Below are 13,952 nucleotides of genomic sequence, written 5' to 3'. Positions count from 1 at the left end.
GCGAGACCGCTGGGAAGGACCCATCCACGAACCCTTCGCCGAACCGGCACTGCCGGGGAGATGAGTGTCGATGAAGCACCGTTCTCTACCCGTGTCACTGACGGCCGCCGCCGCGAGCCTCGCGGTCGTCGCGGCCGCCGCCGCGCCCGCCGCCGCGGACCCGCCGCCCGACCCCGGCAACGCCTTCGGCGTGCAGTCGGGCGCGTCCCTCGAGCCGACCGAGAAGGTCGCGCCGTCGCTCGCCAAGGCGACCGGCACGGTCACCGCGTTCGTCGAGCTCGACGCGCCGTCGGCGGTCGACCTCACGGCGCAGGGCGCGAGCCCCGACGAGGTCGAGGCCAACGCGCAGGAGGTCGCGCAGCTCGCGGACGACGTCGTCCCGCAGCAGGCGACCGCCCGCAGCGCGGGCGCGCGGAACCCGCAGCAGGTGTCGGTCACGAGCACGCTCGTCGCGGGCGTCGTCGTCACGGGCGACGCGGCCCGCGTGCGCGACCTCGCGCGCGACGCCTCCGTCCGCACGGTCTACCGGATCATCCCCAAGAAGCCCGCGAACAAGGGCACGGACGTGTTCACGCGCGCGCTCGAGACGTGGCAGAGCACCGGCCTCACCGGCGAGGGCGTGCGGATCGGCATCATCGACACCGGCGTCGACTACACCCACAAGGCGTTCGGCGGCCCCGGCACGCAGGAGGCGTTCGACGAGGCCTACGGCGACCGCGGCACCGGCCCGGTCCCCGAGGGCACGTACGACGAGCTGAAGTTCCTCGGCGGCCACGACTTCGCCGGGTACGACTACGACGCGAGCGGCACCGTCCCCGGCACGACGCTCGTGCCGACGCCCGACGAGAACCCCATCGACTCGCTCGACTCGGTCGGCTCGGGCCACGGCTCGCACGTGGCCGGCACGACGGCGGCGTACGGCGTCACGGCCGACGGCGAGACGTTCGACGGCGACTACTCGACGCTCACGGACATCTCCGACTGGCAGGTCGGCCCGGGCTCCGCGCCCGAGGCGGGCATCTACGCGCTCAAGGTGTTCGGCGACCTCGGCGGCTCGACGGGCGTCGTCGTCGACGCGCTCGAGTGGGCGGCCGACCCGAACGGCGACGGCGACCTGTCCGACCGCCTCGACATCGTCAACCTCTCCCTCGGCTCCGACGGCTCGCCCGCGGACGACCCGGAGAACCTCTTCATCGACCAGCTCTCGCGCCTGGGCACGCTGTCCGTCATCGCGTCGGGCAACGCGGGCGACGTGACCGACGTCGGCGGCTCGCCCGGCAACGCGCGCACCGCGCTGACGGTCGCGAACTCGGTTGGCGACACGCAGACGTTCGACGCGGTCCGCGTCGAGGCGCCGGAGTCCCTCGCCGGCACGTACCCGGCGCAGAACTCGCAGGCGTACGCGGGCACCGCGGACGTGACCGCCCCGGTCGCGTTCGTCGCGGACGACTTCTCCGGCTGCACCGCGTTCACGCCCGAGCAGGCGGCCGCCGTCGCGGGCAAGATCGCGTTCCTCTACTGGGACGACGACGACGCGACGCGCGCGTGCGGCAGCGCCGCGCGCTTCAACAACGCGGAGGCCGCGGGCGCCGTCGGCGTCCTGCTGTCCTCCGAGCTGTCGTCGTTCGTCGCGGGCATCGCGGGCAACCCCGGCATCCCCGGCGCGCAGCTCACGGGCCCGAGCCACGCCGCGCTGCGCCCGGCGATCGAGGCCGGCGAGGTCACGCTGACCGTCGGCCCGTCGCTCGCGCTGTCGTCGTTCGTCTCGATCCCGGAGATCGGCGACACGCTGAACGGCGGCTCGTCGCGCGGCGTGCACGGCTCGCTCGGCGTCGCCAAGCCCGACGTCGCGGCGCCCGGCACCGGCATCGCGTCCGTCGCGTCCGGCCGCCTGGTCGGCGCGAGCATCAAGTCCGGCACCTCGATGGCCACCCCGCACGTCGCGGGCATCGCGGCCCTCGTCAAGCAGGCCCACCCGGGCTGGGCTCCGGCCGAGGTCAAGGCGTCGGTCATGAACACCGCGACGCACGACGTCTTCACCGGCCCCTCGGGCACGGGCACCGCGTACGGTCCCGAGCGCGTGGGCTCCGGCCGGGTCGACGCCGTCGACGCGGCCACGAACACGACCCTCGCCTACGCGTCGCAGGACTCCGACCAGGTCTCCGTCGCGTTCGGCGTCGTGCCCGTGGGTGCGGACCCGGTGACGGTCCGCAAGACCGTGACGGTGCAGAACACCGGCGACACCCCGAAGACGTACTCGACCGGATTCACGCAGTCGAGCACGGCCGGCGGCGCCACCGTCTCCGTCGCGCCCGCGTCGATCACCGTCCCCGCCGGCCAGCGCACCGTCGTCACCGTGACCCTCACGGCCGACCCGGCGACGCTCGCCAAGGAGCTCGACCCGACGTCGTCGGCCGACTCCGGCGTCGGCGTGCCGCGCGACTTCGTGTCCTCGGTGAGCGGCCGCGTGGTCCTCACCCCGACGGACGGCGGCAGCGAGCTGCGCGTCCCCGTGCAGGCGTCGCCGCGGCTCGTGAGCGACCTGTCCGGCAAGCCTGTCGCCTTCCCGGGCACCGCGACGACCGCCGAGCTCGACCTCGACGGCCGCGGCGTCGCCTCCGGCGGCTGGACGTCGATCGTCGCGCCGTTCGAGCTCAAGACGACGAGCCCCCGCCTCGAGGCGGACGCGGCGGTGGGCGCCTCGGCGTCGGCCATCGCGGCGGCCGACGTGCGCGCCGTCGGCTTCGCGTCCACGGCGCCGCAGGAGGCCGCGGCCGGGGGCGACCCCGCCGACGGCGTCATGGGCATCGGCGTCGCGATGGACGGGGAGTGGGCGAGCCTCGGCTCCGTCTCGATCCCCGCGGTCGAGATCGACGTCGACTCCGACGGCTCGGCCGACTTCGAGGTCGCGGCGGTGAAGTACAACGCCGAGACCGACCTCACGCTCGCCGCCACGTACACGCTCAAGGACTGGACGGCTCCCGACGGCACCGAGTACGAGGCGGGTGACAACGTCGACCTCCAGCCGGTCAACTCGGTGTGGGGCGACGTCGACACCTCGGTGTTCGACAACAACGTCGTCGTCATCCCGGTCGGCATCGGGTCGCTCGGCATCGAGGAGGGCGACGTGCCGACCTTCCAGGTCCTCACGTACTCGCCGTACTCGCAGGCCGCCGACCAGCTCGTCGACGCGAGCGAGACGTTCACGGCCGACCCGTACGACCCGGCCTACTGGTTCGGGGGCGAGGGCGAGCTCGTCTACGTCGGGGCCGACGACGCGCCGATCACCGTGCACCGCTCGGAGTCGGCGGTCGAGGCCGGCAGCGGCAAGCTCCTGCTGCTGCACCTGCACAACGCGACCCCGACCTCGCGCTGGCAGACCGTGGACGTCACGACGTCCGCCGTCGTCGACGCGACCGTCACGGCCGAGGCCCGCTGCCTCGGCGGGAAGGCCCACGTCGCGGTGCGCGTGCTCAACGAGTCGGGCGCGACGGCCGACGTCGTCGTGACCACGCCGTACGGCGAGAAGACGTTCCCGAACGTCAAGGACGGCAAGAACGCCTACCGGTCGTTCTCGTCGCGCGCCGCGTCGTTCGACGCGGGCTCGGTGACGGCCACGCTCACCGCCGAGATCGACGGCGAGGAGGTCACCACGACCTACGACGCCGACTACGAGGCGCTGAGCTGCTCGTGAGGCCCGCCGCCTGAGCGCTCCTCGCGGACGCTCGAGCGACACCCCCCGACGGCGCCCGGTCCCCACGGACCGGGCGCCGTCGGCATGTCCGGGGCCGCGTCGTGGTTCCCGCCGCCGCCGGGGTATGCCGGCCGCCGCGCGGTGGCCCCGCCGTCCGCGTGGGCGCGGCCCGCTACGCTCGCGGGCGTGAGCGACTTCCCCTCCCCCGACACGTTCTTCGCCCTGCGCCCCGGCCCCGCCGTCGGCACGGGCGCAGCCGACGGCCCCGACTACACCCTCACGGTCCACGACCTGGGCGAGCTCGTGCTCCCCAGCGGGCGCCTGGAGGCGTCCGACCCGTTCACGCTGCTCGGCCACGGGCTCGTCGTGCCGGTCGAGCCGGGGCGGTACCCGGTGCGCGTCACCGTCGCCGACGTCTCCGACGAGCAGGACGGCTCCCACCTGCGCGAGGCGTACCTGAGCGTCGTGCTCGCCGAGGGCGAGGTCGCCGCCGTCGAGCCCGTGGTCCCCGAGGGTGCGGACGGCCCGCCGGAGGCCGGCGCCGCCTACGGCGTGCCGGTGGACGCCGGGACGGTCGCGTTCGCCGACGCCGACGCCGTCGCCCGGCTCATGCCGGAGGGCGACTGGTACGACGAGGTGTTCGACGACGGCACCGACACGAGCTGGTTCGCGCTCACGGACTCCCCCGACCACCTGCGCGAGGGGTCGGCGAACATCCTGCTGCCCGGCGCGCAGGACGGCGAGAACGTCGTGCTCGCACACTCCGGCTGGGGCGACGGCTTCTACCCGCTCGTGCGGACCGTCGCCGCGGACGGCACGGTGCTCGGGCTGCACCTCGACCTGCTCGTCGCGCTGCCCGACGACGAGGACGACGACTAGGCGGGCACCGCTCCCCATGGAGCGGTGGCGCGCGGGCGGCTAGCGTTCCGGGGCAGGTGACGACCCGCGACGAAGGAGGGGCCGAATGGCCTGGTGGGAAGACGAGAAGCCGTCCGCGAGCCGGCTCGCGGACCAGCTCGCGGACTCGAGCCGTCCGGCGCAGCCCGCCTCGCCGTACGCCGACGACCGCTCGGGCTCCTGGGCCGTCCTGCCCCTGTGGCTGCTCCTCGGGGCGGCGCTCACCGCCGGCGGGGTGGCCCTGCTGGTGTCGATGCGGTCCGCGACGGGGGTCTGCCTCGGGACGACGGTGCTCGCGCTGGGCCTGTTCTACCTCAGCCAGTACGGCGTCCTCGCGGGGTACGTGCTGCAGGTCGGTCGCCTGCGCCGCCGTCGCGTCGAGGCGGCGCTCGCGCACCAGCCGCCGCCGGCGCTGACCGACCACGACGTCCGTCAGTTCCACGTGCCGATCCGGCCCTCGTACGCCGGGTCGGCGTTCGTCGGGTTCCTCGACCCGGGCGACGCGCCGGCCCCCGCAGGGCTGCGCGCAGCGCGGGTCGTGGGCGGCGTGTGCACCGCCGTCTTCGTGCTGGGCGTCGTCGCGACGCTCGTCGTGGGTGCCGTCACCCGCGCCTGACCGACCGCCCGCGCGACTCGCCGACGGCGCACGGCCGTGCGCACCCCTCGCTCGCCGCGCGCCCGTGCGCCGACGCTCCTAGCCTGGAGAGCGTTCCGTACCTCCCAGGACGGCAGGGGCACCCCATGACCGGGCACGGCTCGCACCGGAGCAGCCTCTCCGGACGCTTCTCCCACGACCCCGACCTCGACTTCGAGATCCGCACGGTCCTCGGCGGAGCGTTCAGCGGCGCCGCCGACGCCGGCGAGGTGCTCGCGGCCGTGGCCGACGTCGGCACGGACCACCGTGCGTGGTTCCGCGCCTGGGACGCGCTCGGCGACCGCCTGGCCGCGACCGGCGAGTCGTGCGCGGCGCGCGGGCACCGCGTGAGCGCCGCCTCCGCGTACCTGCGTGCGGCGACCTACCTCGGCGTCGCGGTGAACGCGGTGTCCGGGCTCGAGGACGACGCGCCGCTGCTGCCGACGTTCCGCAAGCACCGTGCGGCGTGGGACCGCTGGGTCGACCTCGTGGACCTCGACGTCGAGCGCCTCCCGATCCCCTACGAGGGCACGACGCTCCCGGGGTACTTGTTCCGCGCCCCGGGCGTCGACCCCGGGGTGCGCGGGCCCGTCGTCGTCGCGGTGAACGGCTCGGACGGCTCGCTGCCGTCGCTGTGGTCGGCCGTCGTGTCCGGGGCGGTGCGCCGCGGGTACCACGCGCTCGTGTTCGACGGCCCGGGCCAGCAGTCGGTGCTCTTCGAGCACGGGGTCCCGTTCCGTCCCGACTTCGAGGCGGTCCTCACGCCCGTGCTCGACGCGGTCGTCGCGCGGGCCGACGTCGACCCCGGCCGCGTCGCGGTCTACGGGATCAGCCAGGGCGGCTACTGGGTCACGCGCGCGCTCGCGTTCGAGCACCGCCCGGCCGCGGCCGTCGTCGACCCAGGGGTGGTCGATGTGGCCACCTCGTGGGAGCGCGAGGTGCCGAAGAGCCTCCTCAAGCTCCTGGACAAGGGCGACGACCACGCGTTCGACCGCGACATGGCGCTCGGCCTGCGCCTGTCGAAGGGCGCCGCCCGCACGTGGCGCTTCCGCGCGCGCCCGTACGGCGAGCAGGGGTATGCCGCGACGCTGCGCGAGGTCCGCCGGTACGACGCCTCCGACGTCGCCGCTCAGGTCACGACGCCGCTGCTCGTCACGAGCCCGGAGGACGAGCAGTTCTGGCCCGGCCAGCCGGAGCGGCTGGCCGGGCTCGTCCCCGGGGCGACGCTCGTCACCTTCAGCGACGACGAGGGGGCGAGCGGGCACTGCGAGCCCCTCGGGCGGGCGCTCGTCGAGCAGCGCGTTCTCGACTGGCTCGACGAGCGCCTCGCCCGGTAGTGCGGGGACCGTCAGACCCGGACGCCGAGGCCCTGCAGCTCGAGCACCAGGCCCTTGATGGCAGCGGCCGGGACCTGCCCGGACCCGCTCTCCACCACACCCGCGACCGACGCCGGCACCTCCGCGTCCGAGCAGATCACGAGCGGCGTGTCGGCCGAGGAGTCGGGGAGCCGCCCGTGCGAGCCCTTCACGTACGACGCGTCGAGCGGCACGGTGCTCATCGCGTACCGCAGGCCCACCTTCTTCTTCACGAGGTTGAGGCCGGCCTTCGCCTTCGCCAGCCGGTCCGCCGGGTCGAAGAACAGCTCGGCGGGGTCGTAGCCGGGCTTGCGGTGGATGTCGACGCCGCGCGCGTACTCGGGCGCGCGGGCGTCGTCGAGCCAGAAGTAGTACGTGAACCACGCGCCGGGCTCCGCGACGACGACGAGGTCGCCCGACCGCTCGTGGTCGAGCCCGTACCGCGCCTGCGCCTCGCGGTCGAGCACCTCGTCGACGCCGGGGACGCCGCGCAGCAGGTCCGTGACCCGCCGCCGGAGCGCCGGGTCCTGCTGGTCGCCGAGGTACACGTGCGCGACCTGGTGGTCCGCGACCGCGAACGCGCGCGACGTCCACGGGTCGAGCTGCTCCTTGCCGTCCTGCACGTAGACCTCGAGGAGGCCCTCCCGGCGCAGGATGCGGTTGAGGTGCACGGGCCGGTCGGCGTCCGCGATGCCGTACTCGGAGACGACGAGCACGGTGACGCCCTGGTTCGCGGCGTCGTCGAGCAGCGGCGCGAGCGTCGCGTCGAGCTCGGCCGCCGCGGCGTCGGCCTGCGGCGACGTGGGCCCGAACCGCTGCAGGTCGTAGTCGAGGTGCGGGACGTACGCCATCGTGAGGTCGGGCGCGTGCGTGCGCAGCACGTGCCGCGTCGCGTCGACGATCCACCGCGACGACGTGATGTCCGCCGTCGGGCCCCAGTAGGTGAACAGCGGGAACTCGCCGAACCGGCCGACGAGGTCGTCGTGGAGCGCCGCCGGGCGCACGTAGGCGTCCGGGGACTTGCGGCCGTCCGCGTGGTAGATCGGGCGCGGCGTGACGGTGACGTCCGTCGTCATGCCCATCGCGTACCACCAGCAGACGTTCGCCGACGAGTACTCGCCGCGCGCCCGGCGCGCGGCCTCCCAGAGCTTCTCCCCCTCGACGAGGCGGTTGTGCTGGCGCCACAGGTAGACGTCGCCGAGCTCGCGGAAGTACCAGCCGTTGCCCACGATCCCGTGCTCGGCCGGGCTGAGCCCCGTGAGCATCGTCGACTGGACGCTGCACGTCACGGCGGGCAGCACCGTCGCGAGCTCGGACTGCCAGCCGCTCGCGGCGAGCTGGCGCAGTCGCGGCATGTGGGCGAGCGCGGTCGAGGTGAGCCCGACGACGTCGAGCAGCAGCACGGGCTTCATGCGGTCCTCCTGGTCGTGCCCGGGTCGGCGGCGGCGTCGTCCGCGGTCGGTCCCGAGGGTGGTTCGGTGCGCGCCGTCCCGGCGGCAGCGACGTCGTGCGCCGCGACGAGGTGGGTCGCGGCGAGGTGGTTCGTCGCCCAGCGCAGCTCGGCCGCGATGCCGGCGACGAGCGAGTCGGTCGCGGCCCCCTCGGGCAGCACGGCCCACGTGTACGTCTCGACGTCGAGGTGGGCCTCGTCCCCGTGCGGCGCCGCGCGGACGGCGTCGACCGCCGCGCGCAGCACGTCCGTCGTCGCGGCGAGCGGCGCGGCGGGCTCGTGGTGCAGGGGCACGTGGAAGTGCACGCGCCACGGTCCCTCCGCGGGCAGCGCGCCGTCCAGGGCGTCGGGCAGGTCGTCGGCGGCGAGCACGTCGCCCGTCGCGGTGAGCTCGCGCACCTGGTGGATGTACCGCTGCTCGGCGAACGCGCCGACGGCGGCGCGCGCCGCGTCGTCGGCCGGGTCCGCGACGTGCAGCGCGGCCGACGCCTGCACCTTGACGACCCGCAGGCCCGCGTCGGTGATGCGGCGCACCGTCGCGGCCGTCCCCGCGCGGCGGTCCGCGAAGGACACCGCGAGGTGGCACGTGTCGAGGCACACGCCCACGTGCTCGGGGTCGATGCGCCGGTCCGCCGGCACGTCCGGCCCGGTGCGCGCCGCGAGCCAGGCCACGACGTCGTCCACCGTGTCGAGCACGCAGCCCGGCTCGGGCTCGACCGCGACGCGCACGACCTTGCCCGTGCGCTCGCGCAGGTCGCGCAGGCCCTCCCCGAGCGCGGCGAACGCGCGCGACGCGGCGTCGTCGTCGGCGTCCGTCCACGGCTCGCGCCAGGCGAGCGGGAGCGTCGAGATCGACCCGGCGACGCCGTCGGGCAGGAGCTCCGCGAGCACCTCGGCGCACTCGAGCGTGTACGCGAGCCGCTCCGGGTCGGCCCACGTGGGCGTGTAGACGTCGAGCTTGACGACGTCGGCGTGGAAGCCGCCGTACGGGAACGCGTTGAGCGTGTGGACCTGGAGGCCGTGCTCGTCGAGCACGGCGCGCAGGCGCACGCGGTCGTCGGGCGAGCCCGCGAGGCGGTGCGCGAGCACGGCCGGCATCCACAGCCCGACGCCGAGCACGTCGAGCCCCGCGGCCTCGCGCACGGGCGCGGCGTAGCGCACGAGCTGGTCGAGCACCCCGTCGAGGTGCTCGGCCGGGTGGACGTTGGTGCAGTACGACAGCAGCATCGTGGTGCCCTCCCGCGCTACGCCCGCGCGCCGCGCAGCACGGAGGAGCCCTCGAACTCCACGCCCGGGGTGGGGAGGTCGCCCTCGACGAACCCGGGGACCGGGTCCAGCACGAGGTTGCCCGACTGCCCGTAGAACTCGACCGGGTTGCGCCACAGCACCTGGTCGACGTCGTCCTCGGTGAAGCCCGCGGCGAGCATCGCCTGCCCCGTCTTGAGCGTCTTGAGCGGGTCGGAGCGGCCCCAGTCGGCGGCGGAGTTCACGATCATCCGCTCGGTGCCGTGCTCCTGGAGGATCGCGACCATGCGGTCCTCGTCCATCTTCGTGTCCGGGTAGATCGAGAACCCGGCCCACGCGCCCGCGTCGAGCACGAGCGCGACGTTGGTCTCGTTGAGGTGGTCCACGAGCACGTGCTCGGGCGCGATCCCCGACTCGCGCACGACGTCCAGCGTGCGCCGCGTCCCCGACAGCTTGTCGCGGTGCGGGGTGTGCACGAGCACGGGCAGCGCCGCGTCGCGGGCCATCTGGAGCTGGCGCGAGAAGACCTCGTCCTCCTCGGGCGTCATCGAGTCGTACCCGACCTCGCCGACGGCGACGACGCCGTCCTTGAGCAGGTAGCGCGGGATCTCGTCGAGCACCTCGCGGCACCGCGCGTCGTTCGCCTCCTTGGGGTTGAGGGCGATCGTCGCGTGGTGGCGGATGCCGAACTGCGCGGCCCGGAACCGCTCCCAGCCCAGGAGCGCGTCGAAGTAGTCGAGGAACGACCCCACGTTCGTGCGCGGCTGGCCCAGCCAGAACGCCGGCTCGACGAGCGCGCGGACGCCCGCGGCGTACAGGGCCTCGTAGTCGTCGGTCGTGCGGCTGGTCATGTGGATGTGGGGGTCGAAGATGCGCATCAGGCGGTCCTCCCGGTGGTGACGTCAGGGGCGAGGCGGGCGACGTCGTCGGGCACGACGCGGCCCGCGGCGCGGCGCTCGGCGGCGAAGTCGCGGGCCATGCGGGCGAGCTCGTCGTCCGCGCGGTCGTCGAGACCGGCGACGGCGTCGAGGCTCACGCCCATGAACACGAGCTTGAGCACGGCGTGGCGCCACGCGTGCGGGTCGAGGTGCGCGGCCGCGAACGGCCCGACGGCCGCCGCGACGAGGCTCTGGTCGTTCGTGCGGAGCGCGTCCGCGGCGAGGTCCCGGCCCACCGCGACGACCGACGGCGCGGCGTCCTCCGCGAGCGCACCTCGCGCCGTGAGGGCGTCGAGACCGCGCAGGACGCCCCGCCGCTCGGCGGTGTCGCCGTGCTGATAGAGGTCCGCGAGCCGCGCCGCGAGGGCGGCCTCGCCGTCGGCACCGCCGCGACCCGCGCCCTCGGCGAGCGCGACCACGAGGTCGGCGCGGGCGGCGTCGTCGACCGTCCCGTGCACGACCCCCGCGGGGTCGGTGTCCGGGCGGACGGGCGCGCGGCCCACCTGGCGGCCCGCGAGCGCGAACGCGCGCGTCACGGCCGCGGGGTCCTGCGCGACGGCGGCGCGCGCCTCGGCGAGCCAGCGCTCGCCCGGGGCGGTCCCGTCCGCCGTGCGGGCGTCGGGACGGGTGGTCTCGGTCATGGCACCTCCTGGGGGTGGTGGGGGCGGTCGTCCCACGCGCGGTGCAGCGCTGTCATGCTGCGGTGCGCGAGGCCGGGGGCGTCGTACGAGTGGCGGGGCAGCTCGACCGCCGCGACGCCCGCGTACCCGACGTCGGCGAGCGTGCCGAGCACGAGCGGGAGGTCGATCTCGCCCTCGCCGAACGGGCGGTGCTCGTGGTGGGTGCGCGGCATGTCGTCGAGCTGCACGTTGGCGAGGTAGGGCGCGGCCGCGCGCAGCGCGCCCACCACGCCGTCGGGCTCGACGACGAGGCAGTGCCCGACGTCGACCGTGACCCCGAGGTCCGCGAGGTCGCCGCCGTCGCCGCCCAGCTCCTCGCGCAGCCGCAGCGCGTCGCCCACCGTCTCCACGAGCATCCCGGGCTCGGGCTCGAGCGAGAGCCGCACGCCGTGGTCGCGCGCGTGCTCGACGAGCGCGGGCAGGCGCTCGCGCAGGAGCGTCCAGCCCTCGGCGGGGGTCACGTCGTCGGGCAGGACCCCCGAGAAGAAGGACACGCACTCCGCGTCCAGCACGGCCGCGATCTCGACCGCGCGGCGCAGGAACCGCAGCCGCGCGTCGGCCTCGACGTCCACGAGCGTGGGGCGGTGCTTGCGGAACGGGTCCAGGAGGAACCGCGTGCCCGTCTCGACGACGACGCGCATCCCCGCACCCTCGTGCGCTGCGGCGAGCCGTGCACGCAGCGCCGCGGCCTCGTCCTCCCAGCCGTCCGCGAAGAGATCGAGGTGCGGGAAGCCGAGCGTGAGCGCGACGGCGCCGTACCCCTCGTGGGCGAGCACGTCGAGCGCGACGTCGAGCGGGTGGTCGGTGAAGCCGTTGGTGCCGTACCCGAGCGTGAAGGGCATCGCGCCCCCGGCGGTGCCGGGCGCGCTCACGTCTCGCTCATCTCGGCGCGGCCCGGGGCCCGCCCCGCGCGGCGCAGCAGCCGGCCCGCGACCTCGACGCCCGCGAGCACCCCCACCGACGCCAGGCTCCCCCCGCGCGCGGACCACGCCGCCTGCAGCGGCAGCATCGCGCGGATCCCGGCCTTGGTCGCGGCGAACGCGTTCTGCGCGGACGGCGTGATCGCGGCGTCGACCTGCCGGGGCAGGCACGTCGCGAGGTAGGCGCCCGCGGCCGCGACCCCGGCGACCGCCGTCGCGACGCGCGTCCGGTGGCTCGCGCCGCCGTCGGCCACCCGGGCGCGGCGCACCACCCCGGTGCCGACGACCGCCCCGCCCACCGCGGTGGCGGCGGCCACGCCCGCGGCGAGGGACGACGTCGTGCCGTGCACCTCGCCGCGCGACAGGTACGTGACGCCCGCGGTGTGCACGGCCATCCCCGCGGCGGCCGGCAGCGCGGCGCGCAGGTGCCCGACGCCGGCCCCGAGCAGCACGTCGAGCCCGCGGCACGCGGCCATGACGAGAGGACCGGCCGCGCGCTCCTTGGCGACCGTGTCGTACGTCCACACGCTCGCGGCGAGCGGGACGGCGACGGCGAGCGCGCGCGCTCCCCCGCCCGCGGCGGCGAGACCGACGCCCGCGGCCGTGAGGCCGACGGCGACCTGGAGGGCGCGCCGCTCCGTCACGCGGCCCGACGGGATCGGCCGCTCGGGCCGCTCGACCGCGTCGAGGTGCCGGTCCGCGTAGTCGTTGAGCGCCATGCCGCCCGCGTACAGGCACGCCGAGGCGAGGGGCAGGAGCGCGCGGCGCGGCGTGAGCGCGTGCCCGGCCGCCGCCGCGCCCGCGAGCGTGTCACCGACCACCGAGAGGACCGCGGGGGCGCGGACGAGGTCCAGGTGGTCGTGGAGGGAGCCCGTCACGACCGGTCGGCCGCGGCGGTCGCGTCGCCGCCCACCCGGGCGGTCGCCGCGCGGACCCAGTCGGACAGCGCGACGGTCTGCGCGGCGAAGTCGTGCACGCCGCTGCCCCAGGGGTCCTTGAAGAAGAACCCGAGCTCCGGGACGGGGCCCGCGTACCCGGCCGCGTCCGCGAGCGCGAGCAGGCGCGCCAGGTCGAGCACGAGCGGCGCGGCGAGCATCGAGTCGTACGCCGACCACGTGGTCTGCAGCGTGAGCCGCGAGCCGAGGAAGCCCTCGACGTGCACGTGGTCCCACGCGACCTTGATGTCCCCGAGGTCGGGCACGTTGTCGATGTGCAGCGGCGTGACGTCGCTGCCCGTGAGGTCCTGGAGCCCGCGCGACTTGGACACGAGCTTGCTCTGCACCGCCTGCGGGTCGGCGAGCGTGGCGCCGTCCCCGCCGCCGAGCAGGTTGGCCCCCGCCCACGACAGGACGCGCAGCCCGCGGGCCCCGAACGCCGGGGCGAGGATCGTGCGCAGCCACGTCTGGCCGGTCTTGCCGTCCTGGCCCGCGACGGGGACGCCGCGCTCCTCGGCGAGCTCGAGCAGCACCGGGAGGTGCATGCTCGCCGACGGCGTGAACTCGGCGAACGGGGCGCCCGCGAGCAGCGCGGCGTACGCGGTGACCGAGCTCGGCGGCAGCACCGCGCGCTCCGGGTCCGCGAGCGCCGCGCGCAGCAGGTCGCGGTCGGAGAGCTCGGGCGCGGGCTCGGGCAGCGGCTCGGTCGACACGAGGTCGACGACGACGACGCGCGCGAGGCCGTGGCGCTCGCGGAAGTCCACGATGTCCGCGGCGAGGCGCTCCGCGGCGGCCTGCTGCGACTCGCGCGCGCTGCCCTCCGCGGGGTGGGCGGAGTAGCCGGGGCGCACCTCGGCGTCGGCCCGCTCGAGCGCGGCGTGCGCGGCGGTGAGCAGGCGCGGCGCGATCATGCCGGCCTCGACGAGCAGCTCGGCGCGCTTGACCATCGACACGTCGGAGATGTCGTGGCCGCCCACGACGAGGTCGCCGAAGGCGGGCAGCGGGGCGGAGGCGAAGGGCTCGCCCGCGGTGACGCACCCGGTCGGCTCCGCGCGCCCGTCGGCGATCACCGCGAGGCCGAGGGCGGCGGTGGTGGCGACCGAGCCGCGGGCGCCGACGAGCCACAGCCCGGTGCGCGCGTCCGGGGCGGGGCGGTCCGACGATCCGTCAGGGGCGAAGTGGTGCATCGTTGCTCCCGTTCCGA

General features: G+C 75.6%; 11 protein-coding genes. 4 read left to right on the top strand and 7 right to left on the bottom strand.

Annotation, left to right across the window (positions count from 1 at the left end):
• Positions 1-91 precede the first annotated feature (91 nt).
• From BXA05_RS08020 to BXA05_RS08005, 4 genes are all read left to right on the top strand, one after another.
• Positions 92-3,694: a S8 family peptidase gene (locus BXA05_RS08020; protein ID WP_076404545.1), complete on the top strand. Its 3,603-nt coding sequence runs from the start codon at positions 92-94 to the stop codon at positions 3,692-3,694.
• Positions 3,695-3,880: 186 nt separating this feature from the next.
• The gene (locus tag BXA05_RS08015) at positions 3,881-4,573 is read left to right on the top strand and encodes a DUF4241 domain-containing protein (protein ID WP_163188632.1); all 693 of its coding nucleotides are present in this window, start codon (positions 3,881-3,883) and stop codon (positions 4,571-4,573) included.
• 85 nt (positions 4,574-4,658) lie between these two features.
• Complete coding sequence (locus BXA05_RS08010) at positions 4,659-5,207, top strand: hypothetical protein (RefSeq protein ID WP_043658818.1); 549 nt, start codon at positions 4,659-4,661, stop codon at positions 5,205-5,207.
• Between the two features lie 125 nt (positions 5,208-5,332).
• The gene (locus BXA05_RS08005) at positions 5,333-6,562 is read left to right on the top strand and encodes an alpha/beta hydrolase family protein (RefSeq protein WP_076404544.1); all 1,230 of its coding nucleotides are present in this window, start codon (positions 5,333-5,335) and stop codon (positions 6,560-6,562) included.
• A gap of 11 nt (positions 6,563-6,573) precedes the next feature.
• On the opposite strand, the gene BXA05_RS08000 is transcribed toward BXA05_RS08005, so the two are convergent.
• Genes BXA05_RS08000 through BXA05_RS07975 form a run of 7 tightly spaced genes read right to left on the bottom strand, consistent with a single transcriptional unit; the run spans position 6,574 to position 13,935 of the window.
• Positions 6,574-7,992: an alkaline phosphatase family protein gene (locus tag BXA05_RS08000; RefSeq protein WP_076404543.1), complete on the bottom strand. Its 1,419-nt coding sequence runs from the start codon at positions 7,990-7,992 to the stop codon at positions 6,574-6,576.
• On the bottom strand, positions 7,989-9,257 hold the full coding sequence (gene eboE, locus BXA05_RS07995; RefSeq protein WP_170963151.1) for a metabolite traffic protein EboE: 1,269 nt from the start codon (positions 9,255-9,257) through the stop codon (positions 7,989-7,991). Before eboE ends, BXA05_RS08000 begins: the two co-directional genes overlap by 4 nt.
• A 17-nt stretch (positions 9,258-9,274) precedes the next feature.
• Positions 9,275-10,153, bottom strand: coding sequence for a TatD family hydrolase (locus tag BXA05_RS07990; RefSeq protein WP_061267969.1), 879 nt, complete (start codon positions 10,151-10,153; stop codon positions 9,275-9,277).
• On the bottom strand, positions 10,153-10,854 hold the full coding sequence (locus BXA05_RS20275; protein WP_206154037.1) for an EboA domain-containing protein: 702 nt from the start codon (positions 10,852-10,854) through the stop codon (positions 10,153-10,155). The genes BXA05_RS07990 and BXA05_RS20275 overlap by 1 nt, the downstream gene beginning before the upstream one ends.
• Entirely contained in the window at positions 10,851-11,765 is a 915-nt protein-coding gene (locus BXA05_RS20270; protein ID WP_244550411.1) for a sugar phosphate isomerase/epimerase family protein, read from the bottom strand. The genes BXA05_RS20275 and BXA05_RS20270 overlap by 4 nt, the downstream gene beginning before the upstream one ends.
• Positions 11,762-12,691, bottom strand: a complete 930-nt coding sequence (locus BXA05_RS07980; RefSeq protein WP_076404542.1) for an SCO3242 family prenyltransferase — start codon at positions 12,689-12,691, stop codon at positions 11,762-11,764. The genes BXA05_RS20270 and BXA05_RS07980 overlap by 4 nt, the downstream gene beginning before the upstream one ends.
• The gene (locus BXA05_RS07975) at positions 12,688-13,935 is read right to left on the bottom strand and encodes an inositol-3-phosphate synthase (protein WP_076404672.1); all 1,248 of its coding nucleotides are present in this window, start codon (positions 13,933-13,935) and stop codon (positions 12,688-12,690) included. The genes BXA05_RS07980 and BXA05_RS07975 overlap by 4 nt, the downstream gene beginning before the upstream one ends.
• Positions 13,936-13,952: the final 17 nt, after the last annotated feature.

It is taken from the genome of Cellulosimicrobium funkei, from assembly GCF_900155925.1.
Taxonomy (GTDB): domain Bacteria; phylum Actinomycetota; class Actinomycetes; order Actinomycetales; family Cellulomonadaceae; genus Cellulosimicrobium; species Cellulosimicrobium funkei.
This window is presented reverse-complemented; position numbering and strand designations above follow the sequence as displayed.